The organism is Mesorhizobium sp. B2-7-3, from assembly GCF_006440715.1.
Lineage (GTDB): Bacteria > Pseudomonadota > Alphaproteobacteria > Rhizobiales > Rhizobiaceae > Mesorhizobium > Mesorhizobium australicum.
The window spans coordinates 154,536-171,979 of sequence record NZ_VFTY01000001.1 but is presented as its reverse complement, the minus strand read 5'-3'; the positions used below and the strand labels follow the sequence as shown (position 1 = coordinate 171,979).

Sequence of the window (17,444 nt, the reverse complement as noted above, 5' to 3'; positions counted from 1 at the left end):
TCAGGCTTTTTTCGCGATCAGCGCGCGAACGGCCTCGACCATGTCGCCGACGTTCTTCAGGTTGCTCCAGGCGTCGACCGTGTTCATCTCGATCTCGATGCCATATTGCTCCTCGAGGTCGAAGATGATCTCGGTCAGCTCCAGCGAATGGATGCCGAGCGCCGTCAATTCGGTTGTGGTGGTGATGTCCTCGCCGCCCGGCTCGGCATGGGCCTTGATCTTCTCGATGATGTCCGCTGCCAGCTGGTCAGCCATTCGGTTTCTTCCCCACTGTGTCGTTTCCCGACGCCAACTGAACGGCGCCTTCTTGTCCTCGATATCAGGCCGCGATCTTCGCCTTATCCCTCCGCCAAGCGTCGCCTGACCGTACCAAGGTGGTTCCCTCTATAGAAACGGAAACGCCATCAAGCAACAAGCTATATGTCGACAAAAGCGCCACAGTGCTTAACCTGACGGCGTGGATACGATCGAAAATACCAAGTTTTCAGGTCAGCTGGCCCAGCGCGCGGCGGGCAAGGCGCGGCTAGGTTGCGCCAGCATTGACGGCCGCACGCGGCTGCGGCGCCTCTATCAGGACGGCTCCGCCAAGATAAGGCTGCCGTATGTTTCGGCCGGCCCGCTGGAGGCCGTCCTGATCAACACCGCCGGCGGGCTGACCGGCGGCGACCGCCTCGGCTGGGATGTCGATGTCGGCCCGCATGCCAGCGCGGGGATAACGACCCAGGCCTGCGAAAAAGTCTATCGCGCCGCATCGGACCATGCCGAAGTCCGGGTCAGGCTGACCGTCGGAGAGAACGGCAGCATCGCCTGGCTGCCGCAGGAAACCATCGTCTTCGATCGCGCCGCGTTTGTCCGTACGTTGGACGTCGAGCTTGCCGCGGGGGCCGAGGCGCTGGTGCTGGAAGCGGCCGTCTTCGGCCGCCTGGCCATGGGCGAACGTGCCACACAGGGCACTTTTCGCGACCGCTGGCGTATCCGCAGGGAAGGAACCCTCATCCACGCCGAGGATTTCCGCATCGGACCTGATATCGCCGACATCATGGCCCGTCCGGCGATAGCAAATGGCGCGATCGCCGTGGCCACGCTGCTGCTGGTGTCGCCGCGCGCGGAAGCCTTGCTCGACCAGGCCAGGGAGATCATTGGCGACCGGGGTGGCGCCAGCGTCTGGACCGTGAAGACATCTGGCAAGCTTCTTGCGAGGCTTTACGCCGGGGACGGCTACCAGCTGCGCCAGCGGCTGGTCCCGCTCGTCGGATTGCTCAACGGAAAAGCGGGGCTGCCCAAATTATGGTCACTGTGACTGTGTCCGCATCATTTCAGGAAGACGCATGAACCTGACGCCAAGGGAAAAGGACAAGCTGCTGATCGCCATGGCGGCGATCGTGGCGCGCAAGCGGCTGGAGCGCGGCGTCAAGCTCAATCATCCGGAAGCGATCGCGCTGATCACCGATTTCGTCGTCGAGGGCGCCCGCGATGGCCGCCCGGTGGCCGAGCTGATGGAGGCCGGCGCCCATGTCGTCAGCCGCGCGCAGGTGATGGAAGGCATTGCCGAGATGATCCATGACGTACAGGTGGAAGCGACCTTTCCCGACGGCACCAAGCTGGTGACCGTGCACGAACCGATCCGGTGAGGAGAGAGACATGCTTGAACTGCGCCCGAACTGTGAATGCTGTGACAAGGACCTGCCGCCGGAAGCGACGGATGCGCGGATCTGCACCTTCGAGTGCACCTTTTGCGCCGGCTGCGTCGAAAGCGTGCTTGGCGGCGTCTGCCCGAATTGCGGCGGCAATTTTACGGCCCGACCGATCCGCCCCGCCGCGATGCTGAAGAAATATCCGGCTTCGACCAAACGCGTGCTCAAGGCCGAGGGCTGCGGCCCCCGCAAGGCCGCGTGACACCGCAAAACGAAAGGCAAGTAAGATGATCCCTGTCAAACGCCTGTGCCTCTCAGCGATCCCGCTCGTGGCGGCGGCGATGCCTGCCTACGCCCATGTCGGTATGGGCACGACCTCCTCCGCCATGGCCGGCTTCACGCATCCGCTGTCGGGCCTCGACCACATGACGGTGATGCTCGCCGTCGGTCTGTGGGCGGCCCTCAAGGACGGCAAGGCGATCTGGGTCTGGCCGGCGGCGTTCGTCGGCGTCATGCTGGGTGGCGCGGCCCTGGGCATGGCCCATGTGCCGCTGCCCTTCGTCGAGCCGGGTATACTGGCCTCCGTCGTGGCGCTCGGCCTGCTGGTGGCGCTGGCGGTCGATCTGCCTGTTTCGGCCGGTGTCGCCATCATCGGCCTGTTCGCGCTGTTGCACGGCCATGCCCATGGCACGGACGTGCCGGAAAATGCCGGCGGCCTCGAATATATGGCCGGTTTTGCCGTCGCCACCGTGCTGCTCCATGCCGTCGGCATCGCCGTCGGGCTTGGCCTCGGCATGAGGTCCCGCGGCGTGGCCCGCGTCATGGGCGCCGCCTGCGCGGCGATCGGCATCGGCCTCGCCTTCGGCGTCGTGTGAGGACCCATGATCCCAGGCGAAATCATCCCCGTTCAAGGCGACATCGAGCTCAACAAGGGTCTGCCGACCGTCATCCTGAAAGTGGCCAACAGTGGGGACCGACCGGTCCAGGTCGGCAGCCACTATCATTTCTACGAAACCAATGAGGCGCTGAAATTCGATCGTGAACGGGCGCGCGGCATGCGCCTCGACATCGCCGCCGGCACCGCAACGCGCTTCGAGCCGGGGCAGGAACGGGACGTCACGCTGGTGCCGCTTGGCGGCAAGCGTGAAATCCATGGCTTCCAGCAGAAGGTGATGGGCAAGCTGTGAGGGCTTCTTATGCGTGGCCGGCAAGGCCAGCGCGCGCAAGCGCTGCGTGGGGCTCAGCCCGAGGGCTTGGCGGCCGCATAGATGACGATCTTTCCCGGATCGTCGAACTCCACGGCGAGAACGTCCTGTGCAAGGACGCGCCGCGAATCGAGGGCATTGAAAAGCAGGGCGTTGGCCTCGATCTCCTTGCGCAGCTCAGTGACATCGTCCTGATGCTGCCGAACCTTGTTCTCGATAGCTGGCGGCGGGCCGCCTTCGCTGCGCGCCGCGTCGGTGAGGAACACGATATCGACCTTGTCGAGCTTGGACGTCTTGCGCACCGTGCTGATGTTTTCGCGCGTGCGGTCGATCGCCGAACTGACTTTTCCGATTTCAGCGGTCGTCTTGGCCTCTTCCTGGTTAACTTGCGATCCGACGATGCGGTCGACGGTCTCGGGACTTTCCAGGCCCTGCGCGTTGAGCGCCGCCCGCGGGACACTCGCCGCCAGAAACGCAGCCGCGGCAATGACATGCAACCATCGCGCATGGCATCGGGGATCGGGCAGGGTGGTGAGGGTCATCGTTCGCTTTCGCAGTTTGCTTCAAGGCCTTTGAAACGAAACGTCCCCAGCCCTGTCACGGTTCCCTCTCCGGTTCGGTGGGCGGACCGGATACCGGCCCGCCGCGCCGGTTCGTCAGCTGGCTTTCTTGGTGATCAGGGTCAGCGCGCCGTTCGGCTCCATGCTGGCCGCGACCACCTGGGCCGACGTCATGCCCTTGGCCTGGAGGGCGGATTTCACCTTGGGGGTGGCATCGATCGAACTGCGCAATTTCTGCAGGCCGGCATCGCCACGCTGGGCAATGACCTGGTTGACCTGCGTCTGGGTGTCCTTCGGCAACTCGCTGATGTCGATCACGTTGACGCTCTGGATCGCCGGCGCGGCCTGCTGACCGCTGGGTGCGGCTGGAGCCGGCGTAGTCGGGGCGGGCTGTTGCGCGGGCTGCTGCTGGGCGCTGGCGGCACCCGCCAGCATCAGGCTGGCGGCGGCTGCAAGAATTGTCGTTTTGCGCATGGATTTTCCTTCCATCGATTTGGCAAACGGTCGTTTTGGGGTGACCCTTCAACCTCAACCGCCAAATGGGTCCGGAAGGTGTCGCCCAGCGGGTCATTGCGTGACCATTGGAGGGCGGCAATGTGCAGCCCGGCTTCACCAACACCGCATTTCGGGAGCAACCGCTGATGGCCAGACTAACGCGTGCCGCCTACGCCCAGATGTATGGCCCGACGGTCGGCGACAAGGTGCGGCTTGCCGACACCGGACTCTTCATCGAGGTCGAGAAGGATTTCACCATCCATGGCGAGGAGGTGAAATTCGGCGGCGGCAAGGTCATTCGTGACGGCATGGGTCAGGGCCAGGTTTCCCGTGCCCAAGGTGCGGTCGACACCGTCATCACCAATGCGCTGGTGATCGATGCCAGCGCCGGCATCTTCAAGGCCGATATAGGTTTGAGGGATGGCCGCATCGCGGCCGTCGGCAAGGCCGGCAATCCGGATACGCAGGACGGCGTCACCATCATCATCGGCCCCGGCACGGAAATTATCGCCGGCGAGGGCAAGATCCTGACCCCGGGCGGCTTCGACGCGCATATCCACTTCATCTGCCCGCAGCAGATCGAGGAAGCGCTGATGTCGGGCATCACCACCATGCTCGGCGGCGGGACCGGTCCGGCGCATGGCACGCTGGCCACGACCTGCACACCGGGGCCGTGGCACATGGCACGCATGATCCAGTCCTTCGACGCCTTCCCGATGAATATCGGCCTGTCGGGCAAGGGCAATGCCTCGCTGCCGGCCGCGCTCGAGGAGATGGTGCTGGGCGGCGCCTGCTCGCTCAAGCTGCACGAGGACTGGGGCACGACGCCGGCGGCGATCGACTGCTGCCTGTCGGTGGCCGACGATTACGATGTCCAGGTGATGATCCACACCGACACGCTCAACGAGAGCGGCTTTGTCGAGAACACGGTGGCGGCGATCAAGGGCCGCACCATCCATGCCTTCCACACCGAGGGCGCCGGTGGCGGCCATGCGCCCGATATCATCAAGGTCTGCGGCCTGCCCAACGTCATCCCGTCCTCGACAAACCCGACGCGGCCTTACACGGTCAACACGCTCGCCGAGCATCTCGACATGCTGATGGTCTGCCACCATCTGTCGCCGTCGATCCCCGAGGACATCGCCTTTGCCGAAAGCCGCATCCGCAAGGAGACCATCGCGGCCGAGGACATCCTGCACGACATTGGCGCCTTCTCGATCATCTCGTCGGACAGCCAGGCCATGGGCCGGGTCGGCGAGGTGGCGATCCGCACGTGGCAGACGGCCGACAAGATGAAGCGCCAGCGCGGGTCATTGCCGCAGGAGACGGGCGACAACGACAATTTCCGCGTCCGCCGCTACATCGCCAAATACACCATCAATCCGGCCATCGCGCATGGCCTGTCGAAGGACATCGGCTCGATCGCGGTCGGCAAACGCGCCGATCTGGTGCTGTGGAACCCGGCCTTCTTCGGCGTCAAGCCAGACATGGTGCTGATCGGCGGCATGATCGCGGCCGCCCCGATGGGTGACCCCAACGCCTCGATCCCGACGCCGCAGCCGATGCACTACCGGCCGATGTTCGGCGCCTATGGCAAAGCCCGGACCAATTCGTCGGTGACCTTCGTTTCGAAGGCCGCGCTCGAGTCCGGTTTGCACGGCCGGCTCGGCGTCGACAAGCAGTTCGTCGCCGTCGAAAACACGCGCGGCGGCATCGGCAAGCACTCGATGGTGCTCAACGACGCCACGCCGCATATCGAGGTCGATCCGGAAACCTACGAAGTTCGCGCCGATGGCGAACTCTTGACCTGCGAGCCAGCGACCGTGCTGCCGATGGCGCAAAGGTACTTTCTGTTTTGAGACGTTCCGCTGAAATTCATGAATGGGCAATGAACCGCCATGAAAGCGCATGCGCTTCGTCAACTGCGGCAGCGGAATGTTGCGCCGAAGGGTTCGGATAAGGGTCTACCTTTTCCGTTTGGCTTGGAAATTACGTGCTTTGAGAGCAATATCACTTAAATGAACAAGATTTTTCGAAAACAGCAATTGACGCCCTATGAGGCCGATTATGCTCAGTGGTGCGCCGAGCAAGGCGCGCTGTTGCGCGAAGGTCGCCTCTCAGACCTCGATCGCGATAACCTGGCGGAGGAGATCGAGAGCTTGGGGCGGAGCGACAAAAGAGAAATTGCGAGTAGACTTGCCACCTTGCTCCTGCATTTGCTCAAATGGGAATTTCAGCCCGAAAGGCGCAAAACTGGATGGTTGCTGACCATCCGCGAGCAGCGATTTCAGATCGAAGATCTGCTCGATGAAAGCCCTAGCTTGAAAGCCTATCCGGGACGGCGGCTCGGACGAGAATTCAAAATAGCGAGATTGAAGGCGGCGGACGAGACCGGCCTGAGGGAGGGCAATTTCCCCGCGGACTGTCCGTATTCGATCAGGGTAATTCTCGACCATGACTATTTTCCCGGCACGCCGTGGTCATCGGATCAGCTTATTCGCGAATAGCACCACGTGGTCCGCTAGGGCTTTTTCATAGCATCGAGAGCATTATTAGCTACCTATGGACCAGCAAATAGCCTCCGCCCACGACATTTTCCCGCATATTCGCATCGTCATGGGCATGGTGATCGGGCTTGGCGTCGCGCGCCTGCTGTCGGGGGTGGCGCGCATTGTCCAGCATCCCGGCCAATACCGTCTCTACCCCGTGCATCTGGCCTGGGTCGCCTCGGTGCTGTTGATGCTGGTGCATTTCTGGTGGTGGGAGTTCGGCCTCTACACCATCGAAACCTGGACCTTCGGCAAGTACCTGTTCATCATTTTCTACGCGATCACCCTGTTCCTGCTCTGCGCGCTGCTGTTTCCGGATTCGATGCTGGACTACACCAGCTACGAGGATTTCTTCTATTCGCGCCGCGCCTGGTTCTTCGGCCTGCTGGCGGCGACCTACCTGCTCGACGTGGTCGACACTTTGCTGAAGGGGCCTGAGCATTTCGCCCGCTTCGGCAGCGAGTATCTGTTCCGCACGCCGGTCTTCGTCGTGCTGTGCGTCGTGGCGATTCTGGTGCGCGACCGCCGGTTCCACATCGCCTTCGTCGCGGCGGCGCTGATCTACCAGATATCGTTCATCCTGCGGCTCTTCGACACGATCGTATGACGGCCGCGGATGCACTAGGCTGCTCGGGAAAGGCAGGGTTCAACGATGTACAAGGCCGTCGGATCGCGCGGATCCCGGGTCAGTCGCGTCCTCTGGATGCTGGAGGAACTCGGCCAGCCCTATGAGTTCGTCGAGGTCAAGCTGCGCTCGCCCGAAGCCTATGCGCTCAATCCGTCGGGCAAGGTGCCGATCCTCATAGACGGTGAATTGACGGTGACGGATTCGGCGGCGATCTGCGTCTATCTCGCCGACAAGCACGCCGATAAAGGTATGGGCGCCAATCCCGGTCTCGCTGGCCGCGCCGAAATGGATTCCTGGATGCATTTTGCCCAGAGCGAGTTCGAGGCGCCGCTGTGGAACAAATTGCGCCACCGTTTCCTCCTGCCCAGGGAGGTGCGGGTCGATGTCGGTCCTGCCGCGGCCTTTGACTTCGCCACGGAGGTCAAGGCGCTGGAGCGCCGGCTCGGCGACAAGCCGTTCGCGCTCGGCGACCGGTTTTCCGCCGTCGACGTGCTGCTCGGCGACATGGGCGGCTGGGCGCGTGCCGGCCGTTTCCCGATCGACTCCGAGCGCGTCAATAGCTATTTCGATCGCCTTCTGGCGCGGCCGGCCCGGACCCGGGCGCAAGCCAATGCATCGGCCCGAAAATCGGAATCGATTTTCGGAAAGCACGATGCATAGGTTCAAACGTGTTAGAGCGTCCTTTGCACGTCTAAGGGGACGCGCGGCGCTCTGATGGAGGTTCCATGAAATGAAGCTCAACCTCAACACCGACTTCACCAAATTCCCGCGCGCCGTCTCCGTATTGCCCGCCGGCACGGCCGCAACCACCGCGCCGTCCGGCCGTGCCGTTCTCGCCCATGACGAGCGGCATCTGCGCCGCCGCGCCATCGAACTTGCCGACGGCGGCAAGGTGCTGGTCGACCTGCCCGAGCCTGTCGCTCTGAACGATGGCGACCGGCTGGTGCTGGAGGATGGCGGCCATATCGAGATCATCGCGGCGCCCGAAGAGGTCTATGACATCCGCGCCCGCGACGCCGTGCATCTCGCCGAACTCGCCTGGCATATCGGCAACCGCCATCTCGCCGCAGGCATCGAGGCGCACCGTATCCTCATCCTGCGCGACCACGTCATCAAGGCGATGCTGGAGGGGCTAGGCGCCACGGTGCGCGACGTCTCCGAGCCGTTCAAACCGGTGCGCGGCGCCTATTCCGGCGGGCATGATCACGGCCACGCGCATGGCCACAGCCATAGCGAAGCGCATGCGCACAGCCACGCGCATTCGCACGATCACCACCATGATCATGACTGACCAGCCGTCCGGCATCGCCCTGCTACGGCTGATGGCGTGGCTGTCGCCGGCCTTTCCGGTCGGCGGCTTTGCCTACAGCCATGGCCTCGAGCGCGCGGTGCAAGATGCGCTGGTGACCAATGCCGCCGGCCTTGCCGGCTGGCTGGAGGCGCTGGTCGAGATGGGCTCGGGCTGGAACGATGCCGTGCTGTTCGCCGAAAGCTGGCGCCGCGCCCGTGAAGGTGGCGATCTGGCCGAGGTTGTCGCACTGGCCGAGGCACTGGCCGGCTCGCGCGAACGCCACGCCGAGACCATGCTGCAAGGCGCGGCCTTCCTCAAAGCAGCCGCCGCCTGGCCCACTGCCGTGCTGGAGCGCTTGCCGGCCGATTGCGCCTATTGCGTGGCCGTCGGAGCCGTGGCCGGCGGCAATGGCATCGCGCTTGAGGACGCGCTGTGCGCCTTCGCGCAAGCCTTCTTCTCCAACCTCGTCCAGGCCGCGATCCGGCTCGGCATGATCGGCCAGAACGAGGCGACGACGCTGCTCGCGGGTTTCGAGCCGCTGGCGCTCTCGACCGCTGCCCGCGCGTCCCGCTCGACATTGGACGACCTCGGCGGCTGCGCCTTCGTCTCCGACGTCATGGCCATGAAGCACGAAACCCAGTATTCGCGATTGTTCCGCTCATGATCCTCCTCGCCTTCGTCCTCTCCTTCGTCCTGCTGCTGATCACGGCACTGCATGTCTATTGGGGCATAGGCGGCGTCTGGCCGGGCAGGGACGCGGCGTCCTGCGCCCACGCTGTCGTCGGCTTTCGCGGCGTCAACGAAATGCCGACGCCGTTCGCCAGTTTCGCCGTTGCCGCCTGCCTCGGCCTGGCAACGCTGTGGCCGCTGGCGCTCATCGGTTTCTTTGCCTCGCCGTTTCCCAAGCAGGGCCTCGCGGCTACCGCGATGCTGATCGGACTGGTGTTCCTGGGGCGCGGCATTGCCGGTTTCACGCCCTGGTGGCGCCGGCTGGCGCCGCAACAGCCTTTCGCTCGGCTCGATTCCAGTTTCTATTCGCCGCTCTGCCTGTTGATCGGGCTCGGCTTCGCAGTCCTTGCCATCACGGAGTTTCCGACATGACACAACCCAACGGCCCCCTTCGTATCGGCATTGGCGGCCCCGTCGGTTCCGGCAAGACGACGCTCACCGAAAAACTCTGCAAGGCGCTGCGCGACGAGTTCTCCATCGCCGTCGTCACCAACGACATCTACACCAGGGAGGACGCCATGATGCTGGCCCGGCTGCAGGCGCTGCCGGAGGACCGCATCGTCGGCGTCGAGACCGGCGGCTGCCCGCACACCGCCATCCGTGAGGATGCCTCGATCAATCTGCAGGCGATCGCCGAGCTCAACCGCAAGTTTCCCGACCTCGACATCATCTTCATCGAATCCGGTGGCGACAACCTTGCCGCCACCTTCTCGCCGGACCTTGCGGATCTCACGCTGTACGTCATCTCGGTCTGCCAGGGCGAAGAAATCCCGCGCAAAGGCGGCCCGGCGATCACGCGGTCCGATTTCCTGGTCATCAACAAAAGCGATCTTGCGCCCTATGTGAACGTCAATCTCGATGTCATGGAGAGCGACGCCGGCCGTATGCGCGGCAAGCGACCGTTCGGCTTCACCGATCTTTCGCGCGGCAAGGGCCTGCGGGAGGTGATCGATTTCATCGTCGAGCACGGCGGACTGCGAACCGTTGGCGCCGCAAGCACCGCGGCATAACTGGCCTTCTGCACCAAGCGAAAGCGGTTGCGGGCACCAGCGGCGCGCGGCATTCTGGGCCAAACCGGAGGATATTTTCGATGAGCATCGCCCGCCTGCAGAAGGAAACGCTCACCAACCTGCCCTTCTACGAAGAGCGCGTCGATCTCGCCTGCGCCTTCCGCTGGACGGCGCGGCTCAACATGCATGAGGCGGTGGCCAACCATTTCTCGCTGGCGGTCAACGACGACGGCACCAGGTTCCTGATGAACCCGAACCAGGTGCATTTCTCGCGCATCAAGGCCAGCGACCTGATCGAGATCGACGCCAACGACCCCGAGACGCTTTCCGGGCCGAATGCACCCGACCCCACGGCATGGGGCCTGCACGGCGCCGTCCATCGCAACGTGCCGCACGCGCGCTGCGTCATGCACGTCCATTCGATCCACGCCACCGTGCTGGCCTCGCTTGCCGACTCGACGCTGCCGCCGATCGACCAGAATTCGGCGATGTTCTTCAACCGTCACGTCGTCGACGCCCATTATGGCGGACTGGCCTTCGAGGAAGAGGGCGAGCGCTGCTCGCAGCTTCTCGCCGACCCCAAGGTCAAGGTGATGGTGATGGGCAACCATGGCGTGCTGGTCATCGGCGACACCGTCGCCGACGCCTTTAACCGCATGTTCTATTTCGAGCGTGCCGCCGAGACCTACATCAAGGCCCTGTGGACGGGCCGGCCGCTGCGCACCCTTTCCGACGCAATCGCCGAGAAGGCGGCGAGCGAGATGGACAACTATCCTGGCCAGGCCGAACGTCATCTCGCCGAGTTGAAGGCGATCCTCGATGAACAGGAGCCGGTGTACCGGAACTGAAGGCTACAGTCCGAGCTGAGCCCGCAATTCCCCGGCGCTGTTGATGACAATGGCGCCGGGCGGTCCTTCCATCGGCTTTTCGGGCCAGAAGATCGTCTTCATTCCCGCCGCCAAGCCCGCCATGGCGCCCGGCCAGCTGTCGTCGACCGCGACGGCGTGCGCGGGATCGACGTCTGCCAGATAGGCGGCGCGAAGGAAAGGCTCCGCGTGCGGCTTGCCTTCCCGCACATCGTTGCGGCTGATCGTCTTCATGCCGGGGTAGGTCAGCCCGACCATATGCAGATTGGCGTCGACGATCATCCGATCCGAGTTTGAGACCACCGCCTGCTGCACGCCGAGCGCGCGCAACTCCTTGAAGATCTCGATGGCGCCTGGGCGCGGCTTAAGCCCCTCGACCAGCGGCAGGTAATGCTCATATTTGTGAACGATCCATTCGTCGAAGGGCAGTTGCAGCCCGAACTCGTCGCGCATCATTTCGTAGACCGGCCAGGCGGCGACGCCGAGCACGCGTTCGTGCAGATCGGCCGGAGGCGTGAGGCCGGCATTGCGCATCGCTGCGATGAGGGCTGCCTCATGCAGCGGTTCGCTGTCGACCAGCGTCCCGTCCATGTCCCAGAAAACCGCCTTCGGTGTCATGCAGCGCTCCTTTTTTCGATCCCTTAAAGGGTTTGCGCCGCGAGATAAACCTTTGGCGGCCATTGAACATGCCTTCAGATGGGGAAACGGACCCGCGACGCTTTCTCCGACAGGATGTTTGCGGAGAAATCACCGCTGCTTCGGCGCAGGCATTTGCTCTTGCGATTGACAATTGCGCAGGCGGTCATTCCCTGCGAAACTGATACGACCGCCTGATGATCGGCGGTTTCGGGAGGCTGGACGTGAATACCCGGCAGGATGGCGGCAGCAACAGGCTGGACGACGCGGCGCGCGCCGGCTGGCTCTATTATGTTGCCGGCAACACACAGGACCAGATCGCCGCCACGCTCGGCATATCGAGGCAGACGGCGCAGCGTCTGGTGTCGCTGGCGGTGTCGGAAGGCCTGATCAAGGTCCGCGTCGATCATCCGATCGCCAACTGCCTTGATCTCGCTGCACGGCTGAAATCGCGCTTCGCGCTCGACCTGGTCGAGGTGGTGCCGAGCGACCCCAATTCATCCTCCACCACTATCGGCATCGCCGAAGCGGCGGCCGCCGAGATCGAGCGGCGGCTGCGGTCGCCGACGCCGATCGTCATGGGCATCGGCACCGGACGGACGCTGAAGGCGGCGATCGAACAATTACCACCGATGGAATGCCCGCAGCACAAGGTGGTGTCCTTGACCGGCAACATCTCGCCAGATGGCTCGGCCGCTTTCTACAACGTCATCTTCACCATGGCCGACAGGGTCAAGGCGCGGTCCTTCCCGATGCCGCTGCCGGTCATCGCCTCTTCGCCGCAGGAGCGCGAGATGCTGCTCAACCAGCCGATGATCCAGCCGACACTGGTGCTTGCGGCGGAGGCCGACGTCACCTTCATCGGTATCGGCGACCTCGGCCCGAAGGCGCCGCTCTACGAGGATGGCTTCATTTCCGAAAGCGAACTGAAAGCCTTGCAGAAGGCCGGCGGCGTCGCTGAAATCGTTGGCTGGGTGTTCGATCGCGAGGGCCGCATGATCGACGGCATCACCAATGACCGGGTGTCGTCGGCGGCGCTCCCGTCGCGCGAGAAGTCGCTGGTGATCGCGCTCGCCATGGGCGAGCGCAAGCTGCCCGGCATCCTGGCGGCGGTCAACCGACGGCTGGTCAACGGGCTCATCACCGACGAGCGGACGGCGGCCGCCCTGCTGGCCAGTATCTGACGGCTTCGCGATAAAGCCAGCAAGGCTATTGGTGCCGGCCGAAAGGGTCGTTGCCATCGAGGAAACCGAGGTCGCGCTGCAGATGCGGTGACAGGTCCCTGACGTCGAGATGCGCCCTTTTTCGGGTCGCGAACCAGCCGAATCCGTCCGCAAGCCACGAAATCCAGCGATGATCGGGGGCGGGAGTGCATTTTTGCTGCGCCATGGTCATGATCGTCAACCTTCGTTATCCTGAACCCGAATGACGGGTTGAGGATGAATGTCGGCCTTGCCGGCCGCTTTTGCCAATCGAACGTCGATAACGACCCATAAGGAGGCTTTATGCCTGACCTCAGCGCGCCACAGGTTTCGCAGCTGCCGCCGTTGCAGGCGATCCGGGTGTTCGAGGCGGTGGCGCGGCATCTTTCCTTCACCAAGGCCGCCGGCGAACTCGCCATGACGCAAGCGGCGGTCAGCTATCAAATCAAGGTGCTGGAGGAGCGCGTCGGCGCTCCGCTGTTCCTGCGCCGGCCGCGGCAGATCGAACTGACCGAAGCCGGCCAGCGCCTGGCGCCGGCGGTCAGCGAGGCCTTTGCCATTCTTAGCCAGGCCTATGCCGCCGCGCGCGGCGGGGCGGACGGGTTGTTGTGCGTCACCACGGTGCTGACTTTTGCCTCGAACTGGCTGGCGCACCATCTGGGCGCATTCCAGATCGCGCATCCCTCGCTTGCCGTGCGGCTCGACACGTCGAGCCGGCTGACGGATTTCGCCCGCGAGGATGTCGACCTCGCCATTCGTTCTGGCGGCGGCAAATGGCCGGGGCTGGAAGCCCACAAGCTGCTCGATGCCGATTTCACGCCCATGCTGAGCCCGAAGCTCGCTGCGAGCATCGGCGGCATCAACGAACCGGCCGACCTGCTCAAGCTGCCGATCCTCGATCCCAGCGATATCTGGTGGACGCAATGGTTCGAGGCCGCCGGCGTGCACAGCCACGACCTTGCCAGGCGGCCCGGCAGCAGCATGGGCGCGCAGGCCTATGAAGCCAACGCGGCCATATCGGGCCATGGCGTGGCGATCCTGACCCGTGCGCTGTTCAAGGCCGAACTCGCCGACGGCCGGCTGATCCAGCCATTCGACCTGGTCGGCGACGACGGGCACGCCTACTGGCTGGTCTACCCCGAGGCGCGCCGCAACGTGCCCAAGATCCGCGCCTTCCGCGACTGGCTGCTGGCCGAGATCGCCTGCTGACCGGCACATAAGCCGACGTCGGACCGGGGCAACAAACGACATCCCGCTCGAGAGGCTTTGGCCCCGCCGCCTGGACTCCAGACGGCGGCAACCCGAGCCCTGTCTTCGAACCTCCGCCCCATTCGCCGGCCGTGTGCTGCGCTGCAGCATCGAATCCGGCTTGACATAATTAAGACTAAGTGAGTAATTGCTCACAACCAAGGCAAATGCTCAACTTGGTTTATGGGAGGAATTTGATGAAACTTCGCACGCTCACCCTGGGCTTGTTGTCGGCCAGCACGCTTGCGTTCGCCGCACACGCCGAATCCATCACCATCGCCACCGTCAACAATGGCGATATGGTCCGCATGCAGAAGCTGACCGACGACTTCACCAAGGCTAACCCGGACATCCAGCTCAACTGGGTCACGCTCGAAGAGAACGTGCTGCGCGAGCGCGTCACCACCGACATCGCCACCAAGGGTGGCCAGTATGACGTGATGACCATCGGCACCTACGAGGTTCCGATCTGGGCCAAGCAGAGCTGGCTCCTGCCGCTCGACAAGCTCGGCGACGACTATGACGCCAAGGACATCATCCCGGCCATCGCCGGCGGCCTTTCGGTCGATGGCAAGCTCTATGCCGCGCCCTTCTACGGCGAGAGCTCCTTCGTCATGTACCGCAAGGACCTGATGGAAAAGGCTGGGCTGAAAATGCCCGACGCCCCGACCTGGGATTTCATCAAGCAGGCGGCCGACAAGATGACCGACCGCGCCAATGGCGTGAACGGCGTCTGCCTGCGCGGCAAGGCCGGCTGGGGCGAGAACATGGCTTTCCTGACCGCCATGTCGAACTCCTTCGGCGCCCGCTGGTTCGACGAGAACTGGAAGCCGCAGTTCGACCAGCCGGAATGGAAGAAGACGCTGCAGTTCTATGTCGACCTGATGAAGGCCGACGGTCCCGAGGGCGCCTCGTCCAACGGCTTCAACGAGAACCTGGCGCTCTTCCAGCAGGGCAAGTGCGGCATGTGGATCGACGCCACCGTCGCCGCCTCCTTCGTCTCCGACCCGAAGAACTCCACCGTCGCCGACAAGGTCGGCTATGCCCTGGCGCCGGATAATGGCTTGGGCAAGCGGGGCAACTGGCTGTGGGCGTGGTCGCTGGCGATCCCGGCCGGCACGCAGAAGGCCGACGCCGCCGAGAAGTTCGTCTCATGGGCGACCAGCAAGCACTATGCCGAGCTCGTCGCGTCGAAGGAAGGCTGGGCAAACGTGCCTCCGGGCACGCGTTCCTCGCTCTACGCCAATCCCGAGTACCAGAAGGCGGCTCCGTTCGCCAAGATGACCCTGGACTCCATCAATGCCGCCGACCCGACGCATCCGACCGTCAAGCCGGTGCCTTATGTCGGCGTGCAGTTTGTCGCCATCCCTGAATTCCAGGGCCTTGGCACCACCGTCGGCCAGCTCTTCTCGGCGGCTCTTGCCGGCCAGTCGAGCGTCGACGATGCGCTGAAGCAGGCCCAGGACGCCTCCACCGCGGCGATGACCGAGGGCGGCTACATCAAGTAAGGCTCCTCCCGGTGCCGAACGCCGGTCACCTCCTCGACCGGCACCGGCCGCCCGAAACCCAGTTCGGGCGGCCGCCTTTCCAGAGCCTGTGAAAATTCAGCCTGATCCTTGAAGGGTGACCGTCATGGCTACTCAGCAGACCCGTTCGCTTGCCCGATTCATGATGGCGCCTTCCGTGGTGCTGCTGTTCGTCTGGATGATCGTGCCGCTGGTCATCACGATCTGGTTCTCCTTCCAGCAGTACAATCCGCTCAACCCAATGCGCGACGGGTTCGTCGGCTTATCCAACTACGCGCTGTTCTATTCCAATCCGGCCTTCCTGCAGTCGATCCTCAACACGCTTGTCCTGGTGGTCAGCGTGCTGCTGATCACGGTGATCGGCGGCATCCTGCTGGCGCTGCTCATCGATCAGCCGATGTGGGGACAAGGGATCGTGCGCATCCTCGTCATTTCGCCGTTCTTCGTCATGCCGCCGGTGGCCGCATTGGTGTGGAAGAACATGATCATGCACCCGCAATATGGCGTGTTCGCCGACATAGCGCGCTTCTTCGGGGCACAGCCGATCGACTGGTTCGGCCAGCATCCGATGACGGCGATCATCATCATCGTTGCCTGGCAGTGGCTGCCTTTCGCGACATTGATCCTCCTGACCGCGCTGCAGTCGCTCGACGGCGAGCAGAAGGAAGCCGCCGAGATGGACGGGGCCGGCTTCATCAGCCGCTTCATCTATCTGACGCTGCCGCACATGTCGCGGGCGATCACCGTCGTCATCCTGATCCAGACGATCTTCCTGCTCTCGGTCTATGCCGAGATCCTGGTCACCACCAATGGCGGCCCTGGTTACGCCTCCACCAACCTGCCCTTCCTCGTCTACCAGAAGGCGTTGCTGGAATTCAAAATCGGCCAGGCATCCGCGGGCGGTGTGATCGCCGTCATTCTCGCCAACATCGTCGCCTTCTTCGCCATGCGCGCCGTCGGCAAGAACCTGGACAAGTAAGGGAGGATACGATGGCACGCTCAGTCACCACCCAGCACAAGACAATCGCGACAATTGCCGCCTGGACCGTCGCGCTGCTGATCTTCTTTCCGATCCTCTATACGATCATCACCTCGTTCAAGTCGGAACAGGAGGCAATCCAGGGCTTCAACCTGATCCCGTCCGGGACTTTCGAGAGCTACGCCGAAGTCCAGGCGCAGAGCGGCTATTTCAAATTCTTCCTGAACTCGGTGCTGCTGTCCGTCGGCTCAACCATCCTGGCGCTGTTGGTCGCCATTCCGGCGGCATGGTCGATGGCGTTTTCGCCGACCAAGCGGACCAAGGACATATTGATGTGGATGCTGTCCACCAAGATGATGCCGGCGGTCGCCGTGCTGTTCCCGATCTACCTGATCTTCCGCAATCTCGGCCTGCTCGACTCGCGCATCGGCCTGATGATCATGCTGATGCTGATCAACCTGCCGATCGTGGTGTGGATGCTCTACACCTACTTCCGCGAAATCCCAGGCGAAATCCTGGAAGCCTCGCGTATGGACGGCGCATCCTTGTGGGGTGAAATCTGGTACGTGCTGACGCCGATGGCGGTGCCCGGCATCGCCTCGACGATGCTGCTCAACATCATCCTGGCCTGGAACGAGGCGTTCTGGACGATCCGGCTGACCACCACGGAAGCCGCACCGCTCACCGCCTTCATCAGCTCCTTCTCCAGCCCGCAAGGCCTGTTCTGGGCCAAGCTTTCGGCCGCCTCGACCCTGGCCATCGCGCCGATCCTGATCATGGGCTGGTTCAGCCAGAAGCAGCTGGTGCGCGGCCTGACATTTGGCGCGGTGAAGTGACGGAAATTGCCTGAAGCAATCGGCGAAAAACAGCCCTCGGGGAGGAAACC

Annotated in this window: 24 protein-coding genes; 19 read left to right on the top strand and 5 right to left on the bottom strand. The window is 63.5% G+C overall.

Annotation, left to right across the window (positions count from 1 at the left end):
* Positions 1–255, bottom strand: coding sequence for an acyl carrier protein (locus tag FJW04_RS00890; RefSeq protein ID WP_140711797.1), 255 nt, complete (start codon positions 253–255; stop codon positions 1–3).
* A gap of 202 nt (positions 256–457) precedes the next feature.
* Here FJW04_RS00890 and FJW04_RS00885 point away from each other — a divergent pair, with 202 nt between their 5' ends.
* The 5 genes from FJW04_RS00885 to FJW04_RS00865 are packed head-to-tail and all read left to right on the top strand — an operon-like array spanning position 458 to position 2,821.
* Positions 458–1,300, top strand: a complete 843-nt coding sequence (locus FJW04_RS00885; RefSeq protein ID WP_140711795.1) for an urease accessory protein UreD — start codon at positions 458–460, stop codon at positions 1,298–1,300.
* Positions 1,301–1,328: 28 nt separating this feature from the next.
* Positions 1,329–1,631, top strand: coding sequence for an urease subunit gamma (locus FJW04_RS00880; protein ID WP_015314510.1), 303 nt, complete (start codon positions 1,329–1,331; stop codon positions 1,629–1,631).
* Between the two features lie 10 nt (positions 1,632–1,641).
* The gene (locus FJW04_RS00875) at positions 1,642–1,896 is read left to right on the top strand and encodes a DUF1272 domain-containing protein (protein ID WP_140711792.1); all 255 of its coding nucleotides are present in this window, start codon (positions 1,642–1,644) and stop codon (positions 1,894–1,896) included.
* A gap of 25 nt (positions 1,897–1,921) precedes the next feature.
* The gene (locus tag FJW04_RS00870) at positions 1,922–2,509 is read left to right on the top strand and encodes a HupE/UreJ family protein (RefSeq protein WP_140711790.1); all 588 of its coding nucleotides are present in this window, start codon (positions 1,922–1,924) and stop codon (positions 2,507–2,509) included.
* 6 nt (positions 2,510–2,515) lie between these two features.
* Positions 2,516–2,821 carry an urease subunit beta gene (locus FJW04_RS00865; RefSeq protein ID WP_015314507.1) on the top strand — a complete coding sequence of 102 codons (306 nt, stop codon included), beginning with the start codon at positions 2,516–2,518 and terminating at the stop codon, positions 2,819–2,821.
* A 53-nt stretch (positions 2,822–2,874) separates the two neighbouring features.
* Here the strand turns inward: FJW04_RS00865 and FJW04_RS00860 are convergent, their stop codons facing one another.
* The gene (locus tag FJW04_RS00860; RefSeq protein ID WP_140660195.1) at positions 2,875–3,381 is read right to left on the bottom strand and encodes a hypothetical protein; all 507 of its coding nucleotides are present in this window, start codon (positions 3,379–3,381) and stop codon (positions 2,875–2,877) included.
* Positions 3,382–3,495: 114 nt separating this feature from the next.
* Positions 3,496–3,873, bottom strand: a complete 378-nt coding sequence (locus FJW04_RS00855; protein WP_140711788.1) for a hypothetical protein — start codon at positions 3,871–3,873, stop codon at positions 3,496–3,498.
* A gap of 164 nt (positions 3,874–4,037) precedes the next feature.
* On the opposite strand from FJW04_RS00855, the gene ureC reads away from it, so the two are divergent.
* The 9 genes from ureC (at position 4,038) to FJW04_RS00810 (ending at position 10,949) form a co-directional block, all read left to right on the top strand.
* Positions 4,038–5,753 (top strand): urease subunit alpha, encoded by a 1,716-nt coding sequence (gene ureC / locus FJW04_RS00850; RefSeq protein ID WP_181172871.1) that lies wholly within the window; start codon positions 4,038–4,040, stop codon positions 5,751–5,753.
* A 159-nt stretch (positions 5,754–5,912) separates the two neighbouring features.
* Entirely contained in the window at positions 5,913–6,401 is a 489-nt protein-coding gene (locus tag FJW04_RS00845) for a DUF29 domain-containing protein (RefSeq protein ID WP_140711784.1), read from the top strand.
* 55 nt (positions 6,402–6,456) lie between these two features.
* Positions 6,457–7,050, top strand: coding sequence for a hypothetical protein (locus tag FJW04_RS00840; protein ID WP_140711782.1), 594 nt, complete (start codon positions 6,457–6,459; stop codon positions 7,048–7,050).
* A 45-nt stretch (positions 7,051–7,095) separates the two neighbouring features.
* Positions 7,096–7,731, top strand: a complete 636-nt coding sequence (locus tag FJW04_RS00835; protein ID WP_140615321.1) for a glutathione S-transferase family protein — start codon at positions 7,096–7,098, stop codon at positions 7,729–7,731.
* A gap of 70 nt (positions 7,732–7,801) precedes the next feature.
* The gene (ureE, locus tag FJW04_RS00830; RefSeq protein ID WP_140615318.1) at positions 7,802–8,362 is read left to right on the top strand and encodes an urease accessory protein UreE; all 561 of its coding nucleotides are present in this window, start codon (positions 7,802–7,804) and stop codon (positions 8,360–8,362) included.
* Positions 8,355–9,026, top strand: coding sequence for an urease accessory protein UreF (locus FJW04_RS00825; protein ID WP_181172870.1), 672 nt, complete (start codon positions 8,355–8,357; stop codon positions 9,024–9,026). Before ureE ends, FJW04_RS00825 begins: the two co-directional genes overlap by 8 nt.
* Complete coding sequence (locus FJW04_RS00820; protein WP_140615316.1) at positions 9,023–9,463, top strand: DUF3995 domain-containing protein; 441 nt, start codon at positions 9,023–9,025, stop codon at positions 9,461–9,463. The genes FJW04_RS00825 and FJW04_RS00820 overlap by 4 nt, the downstream gene beginning before the upstream one ends.
* Positions 9,460–10,101, top strand: coding sequence for an urease accessory protein UreG (gene ureG, locus FJW04_RS00815; RefSeq protein WP_023772208.1), 642 nt, complete (start codon positions 9,460–9,462; stop codon positions 10,099–10,101). Before FJW04_RS00820 ends, ureG begins: the two co-directional genes overlap by 4 nt.
* An 80-nt stretch (positions 10,102–10,181) precedes the next feature.
* Positions 10,182–10,949, top strand: coding sequence for a class II aldolase and adducin N-terminal domain-containing protein (locus tag FJW04_RS00810; protein WP_015314496.1), 768 nt, complete (start codon positions 10,182–10,184; stop codon positions 10,947–10,949).
* A 3-nt stretch (positions 10,950–10,952) separates the two neighbouring features.
* Here FJW04_RS00810 and FJW04_RS00805 read toward each other — a convergent pair whose 3' ends face one another.
* The gene (locus FJW04_RS00805; RefSeq protein WP_015314495.1) at positions 10,953–11,585 is read right to left on the bottom strand and encodes an HAD family phosphatase; all 633 of its coding nucleotides are present in this window, start codon (positions 11,583–11,585) and stop codon (positions 10,953–10,955) included.
* A gap of 242 nt (positions 11,586–11,827) precedes the next feature.
* Here FJW04_RS00805 and FJW04_RS00800 point away from each other — a divergent pair, with 242 nt between their 5' ends.
* A complete protein-coding gene (locus FJW04_RS00800; RefSeq protein ID WP_140615310.1) occupies positions 11,828–12,787 on the top strand; it encodes a sugar-binding transcriptional regulator in 960 nt (319 codons plus the stop codon).
* 25 nt (positions 12,788–12,812) lie between these two features.
* Here FJW04_RS00800 and FJW04_RS00795 read toward each other — a convergent pair whose 3' ends face one another.
* Positions 12,813–12,998: a hypothetical protein gene (locus FJW04_RS00795; RefSeq protein WP_015314493.1), complete on the bottom strand. Its 186-nt coding sequence runs from the start codon at positions 12,996–12,998 to the stop codon at positions 12,813–12,815.
* Positions 12,999–13,108: 110 nt separating this feature from the next.
* On the opposite strand from FJW04_RS00795, the gene gcvA reads away from it, so the two are divergent.
* From gcvA to FJW04_RS00775, 4 genes are all read left to right on the top strand, one after another.
* Complete coding sequence (gene gcvA / locus FJW04_RS00790) at positions 13,109–14,014, top strand: transcriptional regulator GcvA (RefSeq protein WP_015314492.1); 906 nt, start codon at positions 13,109–13,111, stop codon at positions 14,012–14,014.
* A gap of 236 nt (positions 14,015–14,250) precedes the next feature.
* On the top strand, positions 14,251–15,561 hold the full coding sequence (locus tag FJW04_RS00785) for a sugar ABC transporter substrate-binding protein (RefSeq protein ID WP_015314491.1): 1,311 nt from the start codon (positions 14,251–14,253) through the stop codon (positions 15,559–15,561).
* Between the two features lie 124 nt (positions 15,562–15,685).
* Positions 15,686–16,558: a sugar ABC transporter permease gene (locus FJW04_RS00780; protein WP_015314490.1), complete on the top strand. Its 873-nt coding sequence runs from the start codon at positions 15,686–15,688 to the stop codon at positions 16,556–16,558.
* An 11-nt stretch (positions 16,559–16,569) separates the two neighbouring features.
* Positions 16,570–17,394: a carbohydrate ABC transporter permease gene (locus tag FJW04_RS00775; RefSeq protein WP_015314489.1), complete on the top strand. Its 825-nt coding sequence runs from the start codon at positions 16,570–16,572 to the stop codon at positions 17,392–17,394.
* The last annotated feature ends 50 nt before the right edge of the window (positions 17,395–17,444 follow it).